The organism is Agromyces sp. NPDC056523, assembly GCF_042794545.1.
Taxonomy (GTDB): domain Bacteria; phylum Actinomycetota; class Actinomycetes; order Actinomycetales; family Microbacteriaceae; genus Agromyces.
Window position 1 is genome coordinate 713,885 of the sequence record NZ_JBHTTM010000001.1, and the last position, 20,756, is coordinate 734,640.

General features: G+C 73.1%; 20 protein-coding genes. 11 read left to right on the plus strand and 9 right to left on the minus strand.

Features of this window, described 5'->3' with window-relative positions; translation table 11 throughout:
- Positions 1-39: 39 nt before the first annotated feature.
- Entirely contained in the window at positions 40-1,359 is a 1,320-nt protein-coding gene (locus ACFQ58_RS03440; RefSeq protein ID WP_376949561.1) for an aspartate aminotransferase family protein, read from the plus strand.
- A gap of 14 nt (positions 1,360-1,373) precedes the next feature.
- Positions 1,374-2,912, plus strand: a complete 1,539-nt coding sequence (locus ACFQ58_RS03445; RefSeq protein ID WP_376949563.1) for a CoA-acylating methylmalonate-semialdehyde dehydrogenase — start codon at positions 1,374-1,376, stop codon at positions 2,910-2,912.
- Here the strand turns inward: ACFQ58_RS03445 and ACFQ58_RS03450 are convergent.
- From ACFQ58_RS03450 to ACFQ58_RS03460, 3 genes are read right to left on the minus strand one after another with little or no spacing between them, the layout of a single operon-like run.
- Positions 2,884-3,570 carry a GntR family transcriptional regulator gene (locus tag ACFQ58_RS03450; protein WP_376949565.1) on the minus strand — a complete coding sequence of 229 codons (687 nt, stop codon included), beginning with the start codon at positions 3,568-3,570 and terminating at the stop codon, positions 2,884-2,886. The genes ACFQ58_RS03445 and ACFQ58_RS03450 overlap by 29 nt on opposite strands.
- Positions 3,571-3,602: 32 nt before the next feature.
- Entirely contained in the window at positions 3,603-4,079 is a 477-nt protein-coding gene (locus ACFQ58_RS03455; RefSeq protein WP_376949567.1) for a CinA family protein, read from the minus strand.
- A gap of 31 nt (positions 4,080-4,110) precedes the next feature.
- Positions 4,111-5,085, minus strand: coding sequence for a helix-turn-helix transcriptional regulator (locus ACFQ58_RS03460; RefSeq protein ID WP_376949569.1), 975 nt, complete (start codon positions 5,083-5,085; stop codon positions 4,111-4,113).
- Between the two features lie 103 nt (positions 5,086-5,188).
- Between ACFQ58_RS03460 and ACFQ58_RS03465 the strand changes: the two genes are divergently transcribed.
- Positions 5,189-5,629, plus strand: a complete 441-nt coding sequence (locus tag ACFQ58_RS03465; RefSeq protein ID WP_376949571.1) for a VOC family protein — start codon at positions 5,189-5,191, stop codon at positions 5,627-5,629.
- Positions 5,630-5,632: 3 nt separating this feature from the next.
- On the opposite strand, the gene ACFQ58_RS03470 is transcribed toward ACFQ58_RS03465, so the two are convergent.
- Together ACFQ58_RS03470 and ACFQ58_RS03475 are read right to left on the minus strand one after the other, a co-directional pair.
- Positions 5,633-6,427: an enoyl-CoA hydratase/isomerase family protein gene (locus ACFQ58_RS03470; RefSeq protein ID WP_376949573.1), complete on the minus strand. Its 795-nt coding sequence runs from the start codon at positions 6,425-6,427 to the stop codon at positions 5,633-5,635.
- Between the two features lie 41 nt (positions 6,428-6,468).
- A complete protein-coding gene (locus ACFQ58_RS03475; protein ID WP_376949575.1) occupies positions 6,469-7,404 on the minus strand; it encodes a LysR family transcriptional regulator in 936 nt (311 codons plus the stop codon).
- Positions 7,405-7,870: 466 nt separating this feature from the next.
- Between ACFQ58_RS03475 and ACFQ58_RS03480 the strand changes: the two genes are divergently transcribed.
- The 8 genes from ACFQ58_RS03480 to ACFQ58_RS03515 all read left to right on the plus strand — a co-directional run bounded on the left by ACFQ58_RS03480 (position 7,871) and on the right by ACFQ58_RS03515 (position 17,082).
- A complete protein-coding gene (locus ACFQ58_RS03480) occupies positions 7,871-9,322 on the plus strand; it encodes a threonine/serine exporter ThrE family protein (RefSeq protein ID WP_376949577.1) in 1,452 nt (483 codons plus the stop codon).
- A 60-nt stretch (positions 9,323-9,382) separates the two neighbouring features.
- Entirely contained in the window at positions 9,383-10,774 is a 1,392-nt protein-coding gene (locus tag ACFQ58_RS03485) for a threonine/serine exporter ThrE family protein (RefSeq protein WP_376949579.1), read from the plus strand.
- A 63-nt stretch (positions 10,775-10,837) separates the two neighbouring features.
- Positions 10,838-11,407: an orotate phosphoribosyltransferase gene (pyrE, locus tag ACFQ58_RS03490; protein ID WP_376949581.1), complete on the plus strand. Its 570-nt coding sequence runs from the start codon at positions 10,838-10,840 to the stop codon at positions 11,405-11,407.
- Positions 11,404-14,205, plus strand: a complete 2,802-nt coding sequence (locus tag ACFQ58_RS03495) for a septum formation family protein (protein WP_376949583.1) — start codon at positions 11,404-11,406, stop codon at positions 14,203-14,205. Before pyrE ends, ACFQ58_RS03495 begins: the two co-directional genes overlap by 4 nt.
- A gap of 28 nt (positions 14,206-14,233) precedes the next feature.
- Positions 14,234-15,166 (plus strand): ribokinase, encoded by a 933-nt coding sequence (locus ACFQ58_RS03500; protein ID WP_376949585.1) that lies wholly within the window; start codon positions 14,234-14,236, stop codon positions 15,164-15,166.
- On the plus strand, positions 15,163-16,110 hold the full coding sequence (locus tag ACFQ58_RS03505) for a nucleoside hydrolase (protein WP_376949587.1): 948 nt from the start codon (positions 15,163-15,165) through the stop codon (positions 16,108-16,110). The genes ACFQ58_RS03500 and ACFQ58_RS03505 overlap by 4 nt, the downstream gene beginning before the upstream one ends.
- A 16-nt stretch (positions 16,111-16,126) precedes the next feature.
- Complete coding sequence (locus ACFQ58_RS03510) at positions 16,127-16,327, plus strand: hypothetical protein (RefSeq protein ID WP_376949589.1); 201 nt, start codon at positions 16,127-16,129, stop codon at positions 16,325-16,327.
- Positions 16,328-16,362: 35 nt separating this feature from the next.
- A complete protein-coding gene (locus ACFQ58_RS03515) occupies positions 16,363-17,082 on the plus strand; it encodes an NUDIX hydrolase (protein WP_376949591.1) in 720 nt (239 codons plus the stop codon).
- 33 nt (positions 17,083-17,115) lie between these two features.
- On the opposite strand, the gene ACFQ58_RS03520 is transcribed toward ACFQ58_RS03515, so the two are convergent.
- The 4 genes from ACFQ58_RS03520 to ACFQ58_RS03535 all read right to left on the minus strand — a co-directional run bounded on the left by ACFQ58_RS03520 (position 17,116) and on the right by ACFQ58_RS03535 (position 20,734).
- The gene (locus ACFQ58_RS03520; RefSeq protein WP_376949592.1) at positions 17,116-17,913 is read right to left on the minus strand and encodes an HAD-IIA family hydrolase; all 798 of its coding nucleotides are present in this window, start codon (positions 17,911-17,913) and stop codon (positions 17,116-17,118) included.
- 107 nt (positions 17,914-18,020) lie between these two features.
- On the minus strand, positions 18,021-18,362 hold the full coding sequence (locus tag ACFQ58_RS03525) for a UBP-type zinc finger domain-containing protein (protein WP_376949594.1): 342 nt from the start codon (positions 18,360-18,362) through the stop codon (positions 18,021-18,023).
- Positions 18,359-20,011, minus strand: coding sequence for an FAD-dependent oxidoreductase (locus ACFQ58_RS03530; protein ID WP_376949596.1), 1,653 nt, complete (start codon positions 20,009-20,011; stop codon positions 18,359-18,361). The genes ACFQ58_RS03525 and ACFQ58_RS03530 overlap by 4 nt, the downstream gene beginning before the upstream one ends.
- A 63-nt stretch (positions 20,012-20,074) precedes the next feature.
- Positions 20,075-20,734 (minus strand): metal-dependent transcriptional regulator, encoded by a 660-nt coding sequence (locus ACFQ58_RS03535; protein ID WP_376949598.1) that lies wholly within the window; start codon positions 20,732-20,734, stop codon positions 20,075-20,077.
- Between the last annotated feature and the right edge of the window lie 22 nt (positions 20,735-20,756).

Here is a 20,756-nt window from a genome sequence, read left to right on the forward strand (position 1 = left end):
GGCACAGGCGCATCATGGAAGAGAAGGGCGACGACGCTGATGACCGAGAACCTCACTGCCGACCTCGACGCGCTCGCGCGCGACCTGGACGCCGAGCACGTCTTCCACTCGTGGTCGGCGCAGGGCTCGCCGCCGCAGCTCGTGATCGCGAGCGGCCGTGGCACCCGAGTGTGGGACCACGCGGGGAAGGAGTACCTCGACTTCTCCAGCCAGCTCGTGAACGTCAACATCGGGCACCAGCACCCCGCGGTGGTCGCCGCCATCACACAGCAGGCCGAACTGCTCACGACCGCTGCGCCGTCGGCCGTGAACCTCGCGCGCGGCGAGGCGGCCAAGCGCATCGTCGCCCGAGCGCCCGAGCGGCACTCGAAGGTGTTCTTCACCAACGGCGGCGCCGACGCGAACGAGAACGCGATCCGGATGGCGCGCCTGCACACCGGCCGCGACACCGTGCTCTCGACCTACCGCTCGTACCACGGCAACACCGGCGCTGCGATCGTCGCGACCGGCGACTGGCGGCGCATCCCGAACCGGTTCGCGCGCGGGCACGTGCACTTCTTCGGGCCGTTCCCGTACCGCAGCGAATTCTGGTCGGAGACGCCTGAGCAGGAGACCGAACGCGCGCTGCAGCACCTGCGCCGGGTCATCGAGTCCGAGGGACCCGCCTCGATCGCGGCGATCCTGCTCGAGACCGTGCCGGGCACCGCGGGCGTGCTCGTCCCACCGCCCGGGTACCTCGCGGGCGTGCGCGAACTGTGCGATCAGCACGGCATCGTGCTGATCCTCGACGAGGTCATGGCGGGCTTCGGCCGCACGGGTCGCTGGTTCGCGTTCGACGGCTACGACGTGACGCCCGACCTCATCACCTTCGCGAAGGGCGTGAACTCAGGCTACGTGCCCGCGGGCGGCGTGATCATCAGCGACGAGATCGCGGCCGACTTCGACGAGCGCGTGTTCCCCGGCGGACTCACGTACTCGGGCCATCCGCTCGCGATGGCCTCGATCGTCGCGACGATCGACGCGATGGAGTCGGAGGGCATCATCGACCACGCGCGCGACGTCGGTGCCGAGGCGATCGCGCCGGCGCTCACCGAGCTCGCCGAGAAGCACCGCGTGATCGGCGAGGTGCGGGGCGAGGGCGTCTTCTGGGCGCTCGACCTCGTCGCCGACCCCGAGACCCGCGAGCCCCTGGCGGCCGCCGAGATGGGCCGCATCAAGGGCGCCCTCGTCGAGCGCGGCCTGCTGCCGTTCACGGCCGACAACCGCATCCACGTGGTGCCGCCGTGCGTGGTCACCCATGACGAGGTCGCCCAGGCGACGCAGATCTACGACGAGGTGCTCGGCACCGTCGCCGTGTGAGGAGGAAGGACACCATGACCGACACGACCACCGACCAGGCGGCCCGCAGCGACGCACCCGCCGCCGAGGTGCTCGACCATTGGATCGACGGCGCCCCCGCCGCGGGCGCATCCGACCGCACCGGGCCCGTCTACGACCCCGCGCGCGGCGTCGTGCAGCGCGAGGTCCGCTACGCGAGCTCCGACGACGTGGATGCCGCGGTGCAGGCCGCGGCCCGGGCGTTCCCCATGTGGCGCGACGTCTCGATCGCCAAGCGCCAGCAGGTGATGTTCAAGTTCCGCGAGCTGCTCGCCGCGCGGGCGCCCGAGCTCGCGGCGATCCTGACGAGCGAGCACGGCAAGGTGACCGGCGACGCGCTCGGCGAGATCCAGCGCGGCCTCGAGGTCGTCGAGCTCGCGTGCGGGCTGCCCGAGTACACGAAGGGCGAGTACTCCGAGAACGCGTCGTCGGGCATCGACGTCTACACCGTGCGCCAGCCGCTCGGCGTGGTCGGCATCATCAGTCCGTTCAACTTCCCCGCGATGGTGCCGCTGTGGTTCTTCCCGATCGCGATCGCGACGGGCAACACCGTCGTGCTGAAGCCGTCCGAGAAGGACCCGTCGGCCTCGATCTGGCTGGCTCGCCTGCTGCAGGAGGCCGGCCTGCCCGACGGCGTGCTCAACGTCGTGCACGGCGACAAGGTCGCCGTCGACGCGCTGCTCGAGCACCCGACCGTGCAGGCGATCTCGTTCGTCGGATCGACGCCGATCGCGAAGTACATCTACGAGCACGGCACCGCAGCGGGCAAGCGCGTCCAGGCGCTCGGGGGCGCGAAGAACCACATGCTCGTGCTGCCCGACGCCGACCTCGACCTCGCGGCCGACGCCGCGGTGAACGCGGGCTTCGGCTCGTCGGGCGAGCGCTGCATGGCCATCTCGGTCGTGCTCGCGGTCGACACCGTCGCCGACGCATTCGTCGACAAGGTGCGCGAGCGGATGTCGAAGCTCACGGTGGGCGACGGCACGCGCGGCACCGACATGGGTCCGCTCATCACGCGCGAGCACCGCGACAAGGTCGCTGGCTACGTCGACACGGCGCGGACGGACGGCGCCCACGTGGTCGTCGACGGCCGCGAGCACGAGATCGACGGCGAAGCCGAGGGCTTCTGGATGGGGCCCACGCTCGTCGACAAGGTCCCGGTGTCGTCGGCCGTGTACAGCGACGAGATCTTCGGGCCGGTGCTCTCGGTCGTGCGCGTCGACGGATACGAGGACGGCCTTCGCATCATCAACGACAGCCGGTACGGCAACGGCACGGCGATCTTCACCAACGACGGCGGCGCCGCCCGGCGCTTCCAGCGCGAGGTGACGGTCGGCATGGTCGGCATCAACGTGCCGATCCCCGTGCCCGTCGCGTACCACTCGTTCGGCGGATGGAAGGACTCGCTGTTCGGGCATGCCAAGTCGTACGGTCCCCGCGGCTTCGACTTCTACACGCAGGAGAAGGCGATCACGTCGCGCTGGCTCGACCCGAGCCACGGCGGCATCAACCTGGGGTTCCCGCAGCACGAGTAACGTCGTCGTCGTCGTCGTCGGCGGGGAGGCTGTGCCACGTGTCGAACGCGACGGCGGCGGCACCCTCCCCGTCCCGGGCCGCGCAGAGCCGGATGAGCTCGTCGTGGCGGTGGAGAGACCCGCGCGCGTCGAGGGATGCGAAGCGGAGGCGTTCTGCGCGGCGCACCACGGGGGTGAACTGGTCGAGCACGGTCAGGAGCGCGTCATTGCGGGCGACGGTCACGGGCACGCCGTGCAGTTCATCGTCGGCGTGCAGCGCGGCCTCCACGTCGCCGGCGTCGATCGCCTCCCGGAATCGGCTCGCGGCGGCGCGCATCGCCGCGAGGTCGTCCTCGGTGAGCGAATCCACCGCCTCGCGCACGGCCAGCTCGTGCATCGCCGCGACCACATCCCGCGCGTTGCGGGTCGCGCGCCGGTCGAGCGCGCTCACGACCGTCGATCGACCCGGGCGGGCGAGCACCAGCCCGGCCCGCGCGAGCCGCAGCAGTGCCTCGCGCACGGGAGTGCGGCTGACGCCGAGCCACTCCGCGAGCTCGCCGTCGCGCAGCTGCTCGCCGGGCTCCAGCGTGCCGTCGACGATGGCGGTCCGGAGGCGCGCGTAGACGTCGTCGCGGAGGAGCGTGCGCGGAGGCGCGGGGACATCTCGTGGGATGGGCACGCGATATATCGCATACCAGTCTCGGCCCTCCGTCAAGTGGCGAGCGCTCGGTGCACGAGGCCGAGCGCCGCCAGCACGGTCCGATCGACGACGGCCGACGGGTCGCCCTCGAACCGCCACGTCGCCTCCGTCACCTCGTCGCCCACGCACACCGCGGCGTAGACGGTGCCCGGTGGCAGCCCCTCCTCGGGCTCGGGACCGCCGACGCCCGTGACGGCGACCGCGACCTCGGCGTCGAGCAGGTTCGCGACCCCGGTGGCGAGTTCGCGCGCGCACTGCGCGGTCAGCACCGACGTCGCGGTCACGCCGAGCACGTCGCGCTTGACGCTCTCGGCGTAGGCGACGACCCCGCCGGCGAACCATTCCGAGGCCTCCTCGCCGCGTCCGATGGCGCTCGCGATCGCGCCCGAGGTGAGCGATTCGGCCGCCGCGACGCGCAGGGACCGGCGCCGCGCCATCCGGCCGATCTCATCGGAGCGGGACTGGAGGTCGTGGTCGGCTGCGGGCATGGCCCCATCCTGCCGAGCTGATGGCGCGAAATCACCGGGTTGCGCCAGTGCGCGCCGTGTCGGCGAAGCGCATCGCGAGCTCGGCGATGACCTCGGCGAGCTCGGGCGGGTCCACCACCGTGAACGGCAGTCCGAGTCGACCGAGGTAGACGGCGAGGTCGTGGAGCGTCTCCGATCCGGTTTCGAGCAGGCAGGCCTCGTCGGACTCGGGGGTGACCAGCCCGGCGGGGGGCGTGAGTGCCCCGGCGAGCGCCTCGGCGGCGACGTGGAAGCGCACGCGTGCGGTGACGGGCCACGAGCGAGCACCGACGGACCGCAGGACGTGCGCGGCCGCGCCGCCCTCTGGCGGATCGCGCGGGACGAACCTCCGTGCGGTCGGTGCGAGGGGTCGCAGGCGGTCCACCCGGAAGGTGCGCCAGTCCTCGCGGTCGAGGTCCCAGGCGAGGAGGTACCAGCGGTGACCGGTGAACACGAGCCGGGACGGCTCGAACGACCGGTCGCGGGCCGGACCGTCACCGTCGCGGGGCGTGTACTCGAACCGGAGCCGCTCGTGGTCCCGGCATGCGGCGGCGACGGTCGCGAGCACGTCGCCGTCGACGGTCGGCCCGCCGCCGGCCGCGGAGACCGTCGCCTCGCGCAGCGCGTCGACGCGCCCGCGGAGCCGCATCGGCAGCGTCTGCTCGAGCTTCGCGAGCGCTCGCACCGACGCCTCCTCGATCCCGGTGATCGTCCCCGCGGCTGCCGCACGCAGGCTCACCGCGGTCGCGACGACCTCCTCGTCGTCGAGGAGGAGCGGTGGTGTCGCGCTCCCCGCCCCGAGCCGGTAGCCGCCCGCCACGCCGGGGGTCGACGTGATGCCGTAGCCGAGGATTCGGAGACGCTCGATGTCGTTGCGCACGGTACGCGTCGAGACGTCGAGCCGCCGTGCGAGCTCCGCCCCGGGCCAGTCGCGGCGCACCTGGAGCAGCGAGAGCAGGCGGAGCAGGCGGACCGAGGTGTCGAGCATGTCGCCAGTGTCGCACCGATCGCGGAACCGCACGTTCCTCAATGGCCCGTAGCGTGGTCGACATCGCAGCACCAGCGAGCGAGCATCCACGAGAGGACCCACCATGAACGACTCCACCCCCGTCGCGCTCCGCGGCCTCAGCACCATCACGCTCTTCGCGGACGACATGGCCGCCGCGCAGGACTGGTACACGCGCATGCTCGGCGTCGAGCCGTACTTCTTCATGCCGGCACCCCCGGCGTCGCCCGCGTACGTCGAGTTCCGCATCGGCGACTCGCAGCACGAGCTCGGCATCATCGACCGCCGCTACGCGCCCGAGGCACAGGCGTCGACCGGCGGGCCGATCACCTACTGGCACGTCGACGACGTGCACGCCGCCTACGCCCGGCTCCTCGAGCTCGGGGCGACCGCGCACGAGGCGGTGACCGAGCGCGGCCCCGGGTTCACGACTGCGTCGGTCGTCGACCCGTTCGGCAACGTGCTGGGCGTGATGTTCAACCAGCACTACCTCGACATGCTCGCCGCGCGCGAAGCCGCCGCCTGATCCTCAGCGGCGTGACGCGGAGGCGGCGGCCGCGAACGCGGCGACCGCGCGCTGCGCGTACGGCGTCTCGAACGCGGCGCCGATCGTGCGCGCCTCGTCGTCGAGCGCCTCCTGGAACGGGCGGCCGAGCCCCGAGTGCATGAGGCGCTTGGTCTGGCCGAGCGCCGCGGTCGCGCCGGTGAGCCATCCGTCGGCGATCTCGCGAGCGCGAGCATCGAGCGCGTCGGGCGTGACGACCTCGGCCACGAGCCCCCACTCGAGTGCCTCGGCGGCGGAGAGCGTGCGCGAGGTCAGGGTGAGCTCGAGCGCGCGGCGCACCCCGACCGCCTCCGGCAGCAGGGTGCTCACGCCGCAGTCGGGCGTCAGGCCGATGTCGGCGTAGCGGCTGGCGAACGTCGCGCGCTCGGACGCGATGACGAGGTCGGCGACGAGCATGTAGCCGAGCCCGCCGCCCGCGACCGGGCCCTGCACGGCCGCGACGATGGGCTTCGCGCTCTCGCGGAGCGTGCGGTGCCCGTCGTGGATGCGGTCGGCGAGCCGGCGCACGACCTCGCCGGCCGGCTCGTCGCCCTCGCCCGCCAGGTCGGCCATCGCGAGCACGTCGCCGCCCGCGCAGAAGGCGCGGCCGTTGGCGTCGAAGAGGACCGCGCCGATGTCGTCGCGCTCGGCGATCTCGTGGGCGAGCTCCTGCCAGCGGCCGATGGCCTCGGGGTCGACCGCGTTGAGGCGGGCCGGGCGGTTCAGCGTCAGGTGCGCGAGGCCGTCGCGCACGTCGAACAGGATCACGTCGTCGGGCATCCTCGGATGCTACCCGTCGCCCGCCTCGCGCCGGGGAGGCGTCAGGCGGATGGCTGGTCCCGCGCCTCCGCCTGCGACCGCTCGAGGCGCGCGGCGCGGTCGACCAGCACGTCGAGCACGGTCCGCACGGCGAGGCGCTCGGCGACATCCGGCCGTACCAGGGCGAAGATCTGACGCACGGACGCGACGCCCCGGAGCGGCTTCAGCACGAGCCCCTCGGGCAGCGCCCCCGACGTGTGCCTCGGGACGAGCGCGATGCCGTGGCCCGCCTCGATGAACGCCTCGACGATGCGCATGTCGCTGAAGCGCTGGCTCACCTCGATCCGCGCTCCGGCCGCCTGCTCGATGGCGTGCAGGATGCGTTCGAACGGGTAGCCGGACGGGACGCCCAGCCAGGTCTCGTCGACGACGTCGGCCGGCGTGACGGTCGCCCGCCCCGCGAGGCGGTGGTCGGCGGGCATGCCGATGTCGAGCGGCTCGGTGAGCAGGGGCAGGGCGCGGAGACCGCGACCGCCCCACGGCAGCTCGCCCGGCATGGTGTGCGCGAGCACGATGTCGAACTCGTTGGTGAGCTCGGGGAACTCGGCCCACTCGGGGTCGAGGTCGGTGGCCCGCACCACGAGCCCGGCGACCGAGCGCAGGTCGGCGAGCACCGAGGGCAGCAGCGCCGCCCCGATGGTCGGGAAGGTGAGCAGCGTCACCTCGCCGCTGGGGTGGTTGCGGAACTCGTCCCACAGGGCGTTGGCCCGCTCGAGCGCGATGGCGACCTCGGTCGCGCTGCGGGCGAGGGCGTGCCCGGCGCTCGTGAGGACGACGCCACGACCCACGCGTTCGGTGAGGGGCATGCCGGCCTCGCGCTCGAGCACCTTGAGCTGCTGCGAGACCGCCGACGGCGTGCGGCCGGTCGCCTCGGCGACGGCCGTCACGCTGCCGCGTTCGGCGAGCTCGCGCAACAGGTCGAGTCGATTCACATCCATGTAGTCACACTACATCGTAGGTGTAGTTCTATGCGCTTGTGCTGAATAGTTTCCGGCGCAACAATAGACCTGTCGGACAAGGTGCAAGGGCGCACGGGAACGCCCGACTCTCCCACGCTCACGCTGAAAGGTCACCGCCATGTCTCTCTACATCCTCCTCGCCGCCGTCTCGATCGTCGGCATCCTCAGCTCGGTCGTCGTCACCGCTCGCGACGGATACCGTCGCCAGCCGCGCGAGACGTTCGCGCGCACCGTCTGAGTCGCGCGACCACGGAGCGTTCGCGCTTCCGGACAGGGCCGCCGCGCGGGGGAGGGACACCCCGCGGGGCGGCCCTGTCGCATGCGGCGGCGCATGCCGAATCGCGTGGGGCGTTCGTCCCGACCAGGGTCCCGTTCGATCGCTAGCCTCCCCGGCAGGGGGTCGGCCCATGCCGGCGCCCGGCACTGCCGAGCCGAGGAGCATGCCATGGCGACCACCCCGAGCACCCGTCGGCGATCGGATGACGACCGCCGGAACCGGTCCGTCGACCTGGACGTCCTCCGAAGCTTCCTCCTCGGCTTGGCCGAGGGCCTGAACGCGGCGGGCGAATCGGTCGACCGGATCGGCGACATCATGACCGCGGTGTCGCGGGCGTACGGGCGCGACGAGGTCGACATCGCGGTGATGCCGACCATGATCATCGTGGGCACCGGGTCGGGCGAGAGCGGGCGCGTGGCCGTCCGGACCGCCGTGAACGTGTCATTCCGGTTCGACCAGATCGCCGCGCTCTACCTGCTCGTCGACGAGGCGAAACGGGCCGATGTCGATCCGCTCGACGGGATCCGCCGGCTCAACGAGATCGGGGCGATGCGCCAGCGCCACGGATGGCTCGTCCGCACCTTCGGCCACGCCCTCCTCACGACCGGCCTCGCGCTCCTGCTCGCGCCGACGTGGCAGGGCGCAATTCTGGCGTTCGCGCTCGGCGCCCTCATCGGGCTGCTCAAGCTCGTCCGATCCCAGACGCTCCAACTCGTCTTCCCGGTGTTCGCCGCCTTCGTCTGCGCCGTCGTGGTGTTCCTCCTCGCGCCGTACGTCGAGATCGGCGATCCCATCCGGCTCCTCATCGCGCCGCTCGCGACCTTCCTTCCCGGCGGCATGCTGACGACCGCCACCATGGAGCTCGCGGCGGGTCAGATGATCGCCGGCGCGTCCCGACTCGTGTTCGGGCTCGTGCAGCTCTCGCTGCTCTCATTCGGCATCCTCGCCGCCGGCACCGTGATCGGGGTGGCCGACTCGAGCTACGTCCCGCTCGAGGCATCCGCACCACTGCCCTGGTGGGTGCCCCTGGTCGGGGTGCTGTGTTTCGCGGTCGGGAACCACCTGCACTTCTCGGCGCCGCCGTCGGCGTTCGGCTGGATCCTGCTCGCACTTGTCGTGGCCTACGCGGGCCAGTCCGTCGGTGCCGCGCTGGTCGGGTCGACCGTGAGCGGGTTCATCGGCGCGCTGGCGATGACGCCGGTCGTGCTCTGGATCGCGACCCTTCCGAGCGGGGTACCCGCGCAGCTGACGTTCCTGCCCGCGTTCTGGCTCCTCGTGCCCGGAGCCGCCGGGCTGGTCGGCCTCACCGAGGCCGTGGGCACCGCGGCGGGGCTCGAGGACTTCGTGACCGCCCTGACCTCGGTCATGTCGATCGCGCTCGGCGTGCTCATCGGCACGGCGCTGTATCGAACCGTCCACCACGGCGCGGAGGGCATCGCGCAGTTCCACGTCGACGTCCCGGCCGCGCTGCACGAGGCCGAGGCTCCACCGCTCTGGGCGCGCCTCGTCCCCGGTACTCCGAAGAGCTTCTGGGGCGGTCGAGGACGCCGGCGAGAGACCTCTGCACCGCCGCTCCCGTCGTCGGCAACGGGGTCGTCCTCGGCCTCGGTCGAGACGTAGAGTACGCGGACACCGACGCCGCCCGCCGGCACGCGGGCGCGCCCGACGAGGGAGCCGCGCATGCCGATCACGCCCACGCCGCCCGTCCGGCCCGACCAGCCCGACCGCGGCACGATCGTCGACGACCCGGCGCTGCTCCGCACCTTCCTGCTCGGCCTCGTCGAGGGGATGACCGCGTCCGCCGAGTCGACCGACCGCATCCGCGCCGAGGTGGTGGAGATCGCGCGCGCCTACGGCTGGGACGACGTCGACGTCGTCGTGCTCCCGACCATCGCGCTCGTGCAGACCGGACGCGGCGAGACCGCGCGCGTCGCATTGCGCTCGGTCCAGGCGACGTTCCGTTTCGACCAGATCGCGGAACTGGCCGGCCTCCTCCGACAGGCGCGTGCGGCCGAGATCACGCCGGGCGACGGCATCCGGCGCCTCAATGAGATCGGCGCGATGCCGGCCTCGCGACACTGGTTCCTCCGGACGCTCGGCCACGCGCTGCTGACCGCCGGCCTGGCCCTGCTGCTCGCGCCGAACTGGCAGGCCGCACTCGTCGGCTTCGGGCTCGGAGCGCTCATCGGCGTCGCCAAGCTCATGCGCTCGCAGACGCTGCTGCTCGTGCTGCCCATCGTCGCGTCGTTCACCTGCGCGCTCATCGTGTTCCAGCTCGCGCCGCACGTCGAGCTGGGCGATCCGCTGCGGGTGCTCATCGCGCCGCTCGCAACGTTCCTGCCCGGGGCGCTGCTGACGACCGGCGTGCGGGAGCTCGCGGCGGGGCAGATGGTCGCGGGCACGTCGCGCCTCGGCACGGGCCTCGTCCAGCTCGCGCTGCTCGCCTTCGGCATCCTCTCGGCGGGTACGCTCGTGGGCGTGGGGCAGGGCACGTACGCTCCGCTCGAGGTGACGAACACGCTGCCGTGGTGGGTGGCCGGCGTCGGCCTCGCGATCTACGCCCTCGGCACGTACCTCCACTTCGCCGCGCCTGCCCGGACCTTCGGCTGGGTGCTGCTCGCGCTCGTCGTCGCGTACGGGGCGCAGCAGCTCGGCTCGTTCCTGCTGGGTCCGTCGATCAGCGGCTTCGTCGGCGCCCTCGTCGTAGCGCCGCTCGTGCTGTGGATCGAGGACCTGCGCGATGGCGGCGTGCCCTCGCAGATGATCTTCCTGCCGGCGTTCTGGGTCCTCGTGCCCGGCGCCGCGGGCCTCGTCGGCGTGACGGAGGCCGTCGGGGCGGGCGGCGGCGTGGGCGACTTCTCGGCCGCATTCGTCACGGTCATGTCGATCGCGCTGGGCGTGCTGATCGGCTCGGCGCTCTACCGCTTCGCGCGCCGCAGCGCCGAGGAGCTCGCCGACTTCCACATCGACCTGCCCGCCGTGCTCGCGCCCTCCGACGAACCAGTGCTCTCGCGCATCGCCTCGGCGACCACGACACGCGCGTCGCGCCGTCGGCGGCGCGACCGCGAGTGAGCGCTCCGGACGGGCGGCCCACCGTCCCTCGTCCGCTCAGGATGCACGACGTAGAGTATGCGGGTGACCTCCGCCACCCCTCTCGCCACTGACGCGCGCCGCCGGCTCATCGAGCACATCTCGAACGAGGCGGTCTTCCACGGCGACTTCACGCTCACGAGCGGCAAGAAGGCGACCTACTACGTCGACCTCCGCAAGGTCAGCCTTGATCACCGCGTGGCACCCCTCATCGGCCAGGTCATGCTCGACCTCATCGCCTCGGTCCCCGACGTCGCGGCCGTGGGCGGCATGACCATGGGCGCCGATCCCATCGCGACCGCGCTCCTGCACCAGGGCGCTGCCCGCGGCCTGGAGTACGACGCGTTCGTCGTGCGCAAGGAGCCCAAGGACCACGGCCGGGGCAAGCAGGTCGAGGGGCCGGATGTCGCGGGCAAGCGCGTCATCGTCCTCGAGGACACCTCGACCACCGGCGGCTCGCCGCTCAAGGCCATCGCGGCGCTCCGCGCCGCCGGTGCCGAGATCGCCGCGGTCGCGGTCGTGGTCGACCGCAGCACGGGTGCGCGCGAGGTCATCGAGGCGGCGGGGGTCCCCTACCTCGCGGCCATCGGATTGAAGGATCTGGGACTGGAATGAACGCACGCGACGGACGCCACGACTCGGGCGACTTCAACGATGCCGATTGGCTCCTGAGCCAGCTGGGCAGCGGTCGCCGACCCGACCTCGAGGGTCGCACCAGTCCCGAGCAGGCACCCGTCCTCCCCGAGCCGAGCCCGCAATCGGCGCCGGTCGAGCCGGTCTCGCCGCCCCCGGGCGGCCGCGCACGTCGTCGCAGCGAGGAGTCGCTGGACTGGTTCTCGCTCGCGGAGCCGGCCGACGAGGGCGACGCCGTCACGAGGGCGCTCCCCGTCGTGGGCGAGCCGATCCAGCGCCACGAGCCCGAGCCGCCGCAGGCGCCGCCGGCGTGGAACCAGCCGGCGTGGAGCCAGCCGGCCGTGCCGTCCCACCCGCGCATGCCGGCGCCGCCGTCCGAGCCGGACCGGCTCACGTCCGTCGAACCGCCCGTGGGCGCGCCCATCCCGCCTGCGTTCGGCGGGCAGCCGGCGACGCCGCCGCCTCCGCCGCCCGGACCCGTCACGCCGCCCGGGAGCATGGCGCTCACGTGGGGTGACCAGGCGATCGACTCCGAGGAGGGCCTCCGCGCGGCGTTCCGCCAGCTCTCCGAGCCGGCCGCGCAGGCGCGGGGCGACGAGCGTCCACACTGGGACGACGAGCCCGCGTCGCCCGGGAACGAGCCCGCCGCGCGGCCGCCCGCCGACGCGTCTCCCTTCTCCGGCCTCACGCCGCCGCCCGTCGCCCGTCAGTCGTTCACGCCGGCGCCGCAGGGCGCCTCGCCCGCGTTCCCTCCGGCCCGCTCCGACTTCGACGACGAACTGTGGTCGGCCCTCAACGAGGAGGAGACGCCCGTCGAGCACGGCGGATGGCGCGCCGGCGACGGCCGCGACGACTGGCGCGATCAGTACGGCGACCCCGCCGGCCAAGACGAACGCGGGGGGTACGAGGGTCGCGGCGGCTACGACGAGCCTGGTGGCCAGAACGAGCGCGGCGGCTACGTCGAGCGCGGCGATGACGAGCGAGGCTGGGCCGATACGGCAGGTCATGCCGACACCGCTGGCTACGACGACGCCGGATACGACGACCGCTACGGCGATCCCCGCGGCGGCGCGGCGGATGCCAGGTCCGGACAGGCCCCCTGGCCACCGGAATGGCAGGACGCCGATGCGTCCCCGAGCGGAGGCGACGACGTGCGGTGGTACGCCGACGAGGTCGCCGAGCGGGAGCGACGCCGGCAGCCGGAGCCTGCCGACGAGCCGGCGCACGAGGAGTGGCCGCCGAGCGAGCAATCGCAGGTGACGGGCGACCCCGCCCCATGGGAGAACGAGGACCGTTCGCCCATGGCGCGCGAGCTCGCCCAGACCGGGTACTTCTGGAACCTGACGCCTGATCCGAGCGGTCGCGATCCGAAGGCCGGATCCGACGACGACGCGCCCGGACCCCGTCGGAGCTCCGGCGCCGGCTCGGAACCCGACCAGCCCTTCGGCGTGGACACCTACGCGTCGGTGCAGCGCTACGGCGAGCCCGAGGACGACCGGGCCGACGAGTACCCCGACGACCCGTTCGCCCGCTTCGCGCAGGACGAGGCCGACGCTCGGGCCCAGGCGCCCGCAGAGGTCGGCGGCGCCGATGCCGACGATGCGGCGGACTGGTTCGAGCAGGGCGGCTACGCCGAGCAGGGCGGCTACGCCGAGCAGGGTGGGTACGCCGAGCAGGGTGGGTACGCCGAGCAGGGTGGGTACGCCGAGCAGGGCGGCTATGCCGAGCAGGGCGGCTACGCCGACAGTGACCAGTACGCGACCGACGAACGCTACGCCGCCGAGTCGCAGTACGACGTCGACGACCGGTACGGCGAGCGCGATCCGTTCGCACCCGCCGCCCACGACGACCGTGACGACACCGAGGGCTTCGCCGATCCGTTCGGGGCACCGCGTGATCGCGACGACCAGCGCCGTCCGGTCGAGCCGACCGCCGACACCGGCGACGGACTGTCTGCGCTGTTCGGCGGCGCAGGATTCGGCGCCACCGGTCCGATGGGCATGGTCGCCGGTGCGGCGGCCCCCGGCCGGACCGCTCCGGCGCCCGCCGGCCGGCCCGATCGCTTCGACCCGCGCGACGACCCCTTCGCCGACCCGTTCGGGCGCGACGACCGATACGGAGGCGCCGACCAGTACGGCGCCGCCGGCGACCGCTACGGTTCCGACGATCGGGGCGGCCGGTCGGGTGGCGATCGCCCCACGCGCGACGACGACGGTGACGGCCGTTCCCCGGTCAAGGTGCTCGCGTGGATCGCGGGCGCGCTGGCGGTCATCGTGCTCGCCGTCGGCGGCTTCGCGCTCGTCACCCGAGTGCTGGCGCCGACTGCCGTGCCCGAGCAGTCCGCGTCCGACGCCGAGGACGCCGTCGCGCTCCCCGAGCCGACCGCGATGCAGGCGCCGGGCGTGCACCCGTGGACCCAGCTGTTCGGCGGCGAATGCCTCGAGCCCTTCCAGGACGCGTGGGCCGACGAGTTCACGGTCGTGGACTGCGCGACGCCGCACTCGGCGCAGCTCGTCCTGCGGGGCGAGGTGTCGACCGACGAGGCGGCGCCGTTCCCCGGCGAGGCCGAGATCGCGGCCCAGGTCGCGCAGCTCTGCGCCGCCGAGGGCGTCATCGACCCGGCTGCGGTCGGCGACGTCACGGACCTGCAGATGCAGGCGTCGTACCCGGTCGACGAAGCGCAGTGGACGTCCGGCGAGCGCACGTTCTACTGCTTCGTGAACCGTTCGAGCGGGGAGCCGCTCGCCGTGAGCGTGCAGGGCCCCGGTCCGCAGGCCTGACGTGCGCCGCGCGCGATCCCACGACGGCATGGTGGTCGTGTTCGGCTCGGTGAACGTCGATGCGACGAGCTACGTGCGCGAGTTCCCGCGACCGGGCGAGACCGTCCACTCGAGCGGGTTCCGCGTCGCGCTCGGCGGCAAGGGCGCGAACCAGGCGGTCGCCGCGCACCTGTCGGGCGCGTCGGTCGAGCTGGTCGCGCGCGTCGGCGACGACGCCAACGCCGAGGTGCCGATGCGGGCGTTCGCCGCGTTCGAGCTGCCGACGGATGGCGTCGCGGCCGTTCCGGGCGAGCCGACCGGCGTCGCGCAGATCACGGTGAACGGCACGGGGGAGAACACCATCGTCGTGACCGCTGGCGCGAATGCGGCCTTCGGCGCCGACGTGGTCGAGGCCGAGCGCGAGCGGATCGCGCGCGCGGACGTGGTCCTCACGCAGGGCGAGCTGCCGATCCCGACGATCGACGCGCTGGCGCTCGCCGTCGATGCGGCCGGCACCCGATTCGTCCTCAACCTCGCGCCGCCCGTCCCCGTCGCGATCGAGGCGGTCGCCCTCGCCGATCCCCTGGTCGTCAACGTCCACGAGGCCCGCATGCTCGGGCTCGGTGCCGAGCTGCCCGACGACGCGGGGGCCGACGCGTGGCGGGATGCCGCGGCATCCGCCGTCGGCGCCCTCGCGCGATCGATCGTGGTCACGCTGGGAGCACGTGGCGCGGTCGCCGCCGATCGTGCCGGTTCCTGGGCCGTCCCCGCGCCCGACGTCGACGCCGTCGACACGACGGGCGCCGGCGACGCTGCGACCGGCACGCTGGCCGCGATGATCGCCGAGGGGCGGTCGCTGCCCGATGCGGTCCGGCTCGCCGTCGCGGCGGGCGCACTCGCGGTCGAGCGGCGCGGCACGGTGGACTCGTACGCGACGCGCGACGCCGTGCTCGGGCTGGCCGAACGGATGGAGGACGCGTGAGCATTCCCGTGATCGTCGACTGCGACCCGGGACACGACGACGTGATGGCGTTGTGGCTGGCCGCGGGCCACCCGGCGCTCGAGTTGCTCGCCGTGACCACGGTGGGCGGCAACGTGCCCCTCAGGCACACGAGCCGCAACGCGCGCGTCGCCCTGGCCGTGGCGGGGGTCGAGGGCGTGCCGGTCGCCGCGGGAGCGGCGGGCCCCCTCGTCCGGGAGCTCTCGACCGCGGAGTGGATCCACGGCGAGAACGGGCTCGGGGGCCCCGAACTGCCCGACCCCGACGAGGGGCCGACGCCCGTGCAGCTGGACCCGAGGTCGGCGACCGAGCTCATCGCGGACACGCTCGCCGCGTCATCCGAGCCGGTGGCCATCGTCGCGACCGGGCCGATCACGAACGTCGCGGTGTTCCTGCGCGATCGGCCCGAGCTCGCCGGTCGGGTCCGCGAGGTCGTGTGGATGGGCGGCTCGACCGAGCGCGGCAACGTGACCCCGTACGCGGAGTTCAACGCCTGGGTCGACCCCGAGGCGCTGGACCTCGTGCTGCGCAGCGGCATCCGGTTCACCATGGTCGGCCTCAACGTGACGCACCGCGCGCTGGTGACGACGCTCGTGCGCGAGCGCCTCGCCGCGGTCGGGAATCGCACCGCCGCGTTCGGCGACGAGCTGCTCGAGTTCTTCTGCCGCACGAACGACGAGGTGTTCGGGATGCCCGACGGCCCGCTGCACGACCCGGTCGCGGTCGCCGTGCTCGCCGATCCCGAGGCGGTCGCGGTCGTGCACACGCGGCTCGACGTCGAGCTCGGGGGCACCGAGACCGTCGGCGCCACGAGCGTCGACCTCGACGGCATGCTCGCCCGGGAGTCGAACGCGCACGTCGCGGTCGGCCTCGACGTCGAGCGGTTCTGGGCGGGCGTCGAGCTCGCGTACGGCCGGCTGGCCTGAGGCCGGGGAGCGGGACATGGACTGGACGTTCTGGGTCGGCGGTGCGGTGATCGTCGTCGCACTCATCGTGACGCAGGTGTTCCTGCACGAGAGCCGCTGGTCGCGGCGACCGCGCCCCGAGGACGAGCACAACCCCGATCCGATGATCCGCGAGGAGCCGGACGACCGGGACGGTCCGTCCGACCCGCCTGGGCCGCCGGACGGCGACCTGCGCTGATCCGCGCCGACCGCCGGCCGGGGTAGCCTCGACGCGTGACCCCTCGCGATGACGCGCCACTGGCGGCCCGCACCCAGCTGGCCGCGCTCGTCGGCCGCCCCTGGCTCGCGGAACGGTGGGCGGATGTGCGCGAGGCCGACGACGAGGGCACTCGCCCCGCCGCGGTGCTCATCCTCTTCGGCGTGCTCGACGGCCGCCCGAGCGATCACGAGGCGCAGGCCCGCGCGGTCTCACGCGACCTCGACGTGCTGCTGCTCGCGCGGGCGACCACGCTGCGTTCGCACGCCGGGCAGATCGCGTTCCCGGGAGGCCGGGTCGACGACGTCGACGCCGATCCGGTGGATGCCGCACTGCGCGAGGCGCGCGAGGAGACGGGCCTCGACCCGGCCGGCGTCGAGGTGCTCGGCGCGCTCGAGGAGATCCCGCTCTCGCGTTCGAGCCACCTCGTGACGCCCGTGCTCGGATGGTGGGCGGCGCCGACGGCGGTCGCGCCCGTCGACCGTGCCGAGTCGTCGGCGGTGTTCCGCACCCCGGTCGCCGACCTGCTCGACCCCGCGAACCGCTGCACGACGGTCATCCGCCGCGACGGGATGGAGTGGCGCGGCCCCGCGTTCACGGTGCACGGGGCCGGCGCCGAACGGCTCGTGTGGGGCTTCACCGCGATGGTGCTCGACATGCTCTTCGACCAGCTCGGCTGGACCGAGCCGTGGGATCGCGGCCGGGAGCTCGACCTGCCGCTGCCGCCCCGTCCGTGAGACGCGCGGACGCGCCATCCGCCCCGCTCGGTTCTAGAGGTCGGTCTCGACAGGACTGGCGACGACGAGCTCGGACACCCCGGCGAGGATCTCGTCGGGACGGAACGGGTACTTCTCGATCTCGGCCTGGTCGCTGATGCCGGTGAGCACGAGCACGGTGTGCAGGCCGGCCTCGATGCCCGCGACGATGTCGGTGTCCATGCGGTCGCCGATCATCGCGGTGTTCTCGGAGTGCGCGCCGATCTTGTTCAGCGCCGAGCGGAACATCATCGGGTTGGGCTTGCCGACGACGTACGGCTCCTTGCCGGTCGCCTTCGTGATGAGCGCGGCGATCGCGCCGGTCGCCGGCAGCGGGCCCTCGACGCTCGGCCCCGTGGCATCCGGATTGGTCACGATGAACCGCGACCCGTTGCCGATGAGGCGGATCGCCTTCGTGATGGCCTCGAACGAGTAGTTGCGCGTCTCGCCGACGACGACGAAGTCGGGGTTCGTCTCGGTCATGACGAAGCCGGCATCGTGCAGCGCCGTGAGGATGCCCGCCTCGCCGATGACGAACGCGGTGCCGCCGGGCAGCTGCTGCTTGAGGAAGTCCGCCGTCGCGAGCGCCGAGGTCCAGATCCGGTCCTCAGGCACGTTGAGCCCGCTCGCGCGCAGCCGGGCCGACAGGTCACGTGCCGTGAAGATCGAGTTGTTCGTGAGCACGAGGTACGGCGTGCCGGCGTCCTCCCACTGCTGCAGGAGCTCGGCCGCACCGGGCAGGGCGTGGTTCTCGTGCACGAGCACGCCGTCCATGTCGGTGAGCCAGCACTCGACCTCTTCACGCTTCGCCATGCGCCCCAGCGTATGGGACGCACATCACAGGCCGATGAACGGCGGATGCCGGTGAGCGCACGCGAGATCGGTGGCATCGGAGGACACGGGCTGCCATTCCCGGGGCGTCACTCGGCGTGCAGCAGCGACTCCCAGTTCTCGGGCACCCGACCATCGGGCCCCGGAGCGGGCTGGTCCTCGGGCCGCCATCGCGGCGGCGCCAGCGGGACACGCTTCGCCGATTCGCCGGCGTCGTAGTTCCAGAACCACTCCTCGCCCGGTTCGAACGACGTGGCGACGGGATGCCCGGCCTCGCGCGCGTGATGACTCGCGTGCTGCCCGACCGACGCGTTGCAGCATCCGACGTGGCCGCACTCGACGCACCGGCGGAGGTGGAACCACCACCCATCGGGAGTCTCGAGGCACTCGACGCAGCCCGTGCCCGACGGCGGCGGAGCGACCTCCGTCATGCGAAGACCTCCATCGCGGCGAGCGCGCGATGCACGGACGCGACCGCGCTCGACCCCTCGCCGACCGCGGCGGCGACGCGCTTCATCGACCCGCGGCGCACGTCGCCCGCCGCGAACACCCGGGGCACCGAGGTCTCGAACGGCAGCGGCATGCGGTCCAGTCGGCGCCAGTCGTCGCCGAGGGCGAGCACGTCGGCGCCGGTGTGCACGAAGCCGCCCGGGTCGCGTTCGAGGTCGACCAGCCAGTCGGTCGCGGGCACCGCGCCGATGAAGCAGAACAGCGCCGTGGCGTCGACGACCTCGTCGCCGCCCGGGCCGCGGAGCGTGACGCGCTCGAGCCGGTCGCCACCGTGCAGCTCCGCCACCTCGGTGCCGGTGCGGACCTCGATGCGCGAGTCGTCGCGGATCCGGTCGACGAGGTAGCTCGACATGCGCTCGGACAGGTCGCCGGACCGCACCACCAGGCGAACCCGGCAGGCGTTGGCGGCGAGGGCGAGGGCCGCCTGCCCGGCGGAGTTCGCGCCGCCCACGACGACGACATCGGACCCGGCGACCTGGCGCAGTTCGAGCGCGGATGCCGCGTGGTGGATGCCGTGGCCCTCGAACTCGTCCCACCGCTCGAGCGGCAGCCCGCGGTACGCGACGCCGGTGGTGACGACGACCGCCCGGGCCCGCACGATCTTGCCGTCGGCGAGCAGCAGGCGGTGGACGCCGGTCTCGGGGTCCAGCCGCACCACCGGGCACGGCGCGGCGATGCGCACCCCGAACTTGAAGGCCTGCAGCGACGCCTGCGAGGTGAGGGCGTCGCCGCTCACGCCGAACGGGAAGCCGAGGTAGTTCTCGATGCGCGAGGTGGTCGCCGACTGCCCGCCCGGGGCGACTGCGTCGAGCAGCACGGTGCGCAGGCCCTCGGAGGCGCCGTAGATCGCGGCGGCGAGGCCGGCGGGCCCGGCGCCGACCACGGCGAGGTCGAACTCGATGTCGTCCTCGGAGGTGTAGGCGAGGCCCAGCAGCTCGGCGAGCTGACCGGGCGTGGCGTTGCGCACGATCTCGCCCTGCACGATCGCGATCGGGATGTCCTCGCGCGTGTAGCCGTGCCCCCACACGTTGTGGTCGAGGTTCGGGTCGTCGACGTCGACGAAGGTGTGCACGAGCTCGAGCCGCTCGGCGTAACGGCGCAGCGCCGTCGACTCGGCCGAGCTGGACGCGCCGACGATCTTCAACGTCCACGCCGCCGGGCCGTGCCGGAGCATCTCGCGCCGTGTCCAGAGCGTGCGCAGCATGAGGTCGCACAGCTCGTCGTCCTCGGCCATCATCCGCTGGAGCGCGTCGTGGTCGAGACGCAGGATGCGGCCCGGCCCGAGCGCGCGCGCCGTGAGGAACGCGCGCTGCCCGTTCAGCAGGCCGAGCTCGCCGACGAAGGTCCGCGGCCCGAGCACGGCGAGCTGCTCCTCCTCGGTCCACCAGAGCGCCTCGCGCACGACCTCGACCTCCCCCGTCTCGACGAGGATGAGGTCGTAGCTGCGGTCGCCGGCGCGGAACAGCACCTGGCCCGCCTCCGTCTGCTGCGGCGTGCCGTAGCCGCGCAATCGGTCCCACTGCGCGTCAGTGAGTTCCGGTGTGATCTTCTCGCCCGCGTGGTGGCCCATCTCCTCATCCTCGCCGACGCAGACCGAGAGCGGGAGGGTTTCGGGCGATCGTTCGCTGACGGCTCAGGCCGAGATCCAGATGCCGGCCGCCGCGGCGCGCGGGATGGCACGGGTGTCGTCACCGACGATCACGGTGACGGATGTCGCCCCCGCGCCATCCGCGACGCGCAGTTCGCTGCCGGGGCCGACACCGGCGCCGTCGAGCTCGCGCAGCACGGCCGGGTCGCGGTCGCTGATGCGGATGACGCGCCCGACGTGACCCGTGGGGGCCTCGTCGAGCCGCACGGCCGGCTCGGACACGAGCGTGCCGTCGGCGCGCGGGATCGCGTCGCCGTGCGGGTCGCGCGCCGGGCGCCCGAGGCGTTCGTCGATGGCCTCGAGCAGCCGGTCGGAGAGCGCGTGCTCGAGGACCTCGGCCTCGTCGTGCACCTCGTCCCATCCGTAGCCCATCTCGCGGACGAGCCAGGTCTCGATGAGGCGATGCCGCCGCACGACCGCGAGCGCGCGCGTGCGGCCGGCGTCGGTGAGCCGGATCGCGCCGTACGGCACGTGCTGCACGAGGCCCTGCGCCGCCATCTTCTTCACCATCTCGGTGACCGAGGACGGCGCGACGCCGAGCGCCGCGGCGAGGCCTGACGGGGTGATCGCGTCGGGCTGCCACTCGGTGTGGGCGTACACCGTCTTGAGGTAGTCCTCGACGGCGGGACTCTGGGTCGCGGGCATCGGCCCCACCCTACCCGCAGCA

What these genes read in the sequence shown, in the direction of transcription:
- ACFQ58_RS03520 (WP_376949592.1), bottom strand. Translation starts at nt 17,913, where the DNA reads ATGGCGAAGCGTGAAGAGGTCGAGTGCTGGCTCACCGACATGGACGGC.
- ACFQ58_RS03525 (WP_376949594.1), bottom strand. Translation starts at nt 18,362, where the DNA reads ATGACGGAGGTCGCTCCGCCGCCGTCGGGCACGGGCTGCGTCGAGTGC.
- ACFQ58_RS03445 (WP_376949563.1), top strand. Translation starts at nt 1,374, where the DNA reads ATGACCGACACGACCACCGACCAGGCGGCCCGCAGCGACGCACCCGCC.
- ACFQ58_RS03530 (WP_376949596.1), bottom strand. Translation starts at nt 20,011, where the DNA reads ATGGGCCACCACGCGGGCGAGAAGATCACACCGGAACTCACTGACGCG.
- ACFQ58_RS03480 (WP_376949577.1), top strand. Translation starts at nt 7,871, where the DNA reads ATGGCGACCACCCCGAGCACCCGTCGGCGATCGGATGACGACCGCCGG.
- ACFQ58_RS03495 (WP_376949583.1), top strand. Translation starts at nt 11,404, where the DNA reads ATGAACGCACGCGACGGACGCCACGACTCGGGCGACTTCAACGATGCC.
- ACFQ58_RS03455 (WP_376949567.1), bottom strand. Translation starts at nt 4,079, where the DNA reads ATGCCCGCAGCCGACCACGACCTCCAGTCCCGCTCCGATGAGATCGGC.
- ACFQ58_RS03500 (WP_376949585.1), top strand. Translation starts at nt 14,234, where the DNA reads ATGGTGGTCGTGTTCGGCTCGGTGAACGTCGATGCGACGAGCTACGTG.
- ACFQ58_RS03470 (WP_376949573.1), bottom strand. Translation starts at nt 6,427, where the DNA reads ATGCCCGACGACGTGATCCTGTTCGACGTGCGCGACGGCCTCGCGCAC.
- ACFQ58_RS03440 (WP_376949561.1), top strand. Translation starts at nt 40, where the DNA reads ATGACCGAGAACCTCACTGCCGACCTCGACGCGCTCGCGCGCGACCTG.
- ACFQ58_RS03475 (WP_376949575.1), bottom strand. Translation starts at nt 7,404, where the DNA reads ATGGATGTGAATCGACTCGACCTGTTGCGCGAGCTCGCCGAACGCGGC.
- ACFQ58_RS03510 (WP_376949589.1), top strand. Translation starts at nt 16,127, where the DNA reads ATGGACTGGACGTTCTGGGTCGGCGGTGCGGTGATCGTCGTCGCACTC.
- ACFQ58_RS03485 (WP_376949579.1), top strand. Translation starts at nt 9,383, where the DNA reads ATGCCGATCACGCCCACGCCGCCCGTCCGGCCCGACCAGCCCGACCGC.
- ACFQ58_RS03465 (WP_376949571.1), top strand. Translation starts at nt 5,189, where the DNA reads ATGAACGACTCCACCCCCGTCGCGCTCCGCGGCCTCAGCACCATCACG.
- ACFQ58_RS03535 (WP_376949598.1), bottom strand. Translation starts at nt 20,734, where the DNA reads ATGCCCGCGACCCAGAGTCCCGCCGTCGAGGACTACCTCAAGACGGTG.
- ACFQ58_RS03460 (WP_376949569.1), bottom strand. Translation starts at nt 5,085, where the DNA reads ATGCTCGACACCTCGGTCCGCCTGCTCCGCCTGCTCTCGCTGCTCCAG.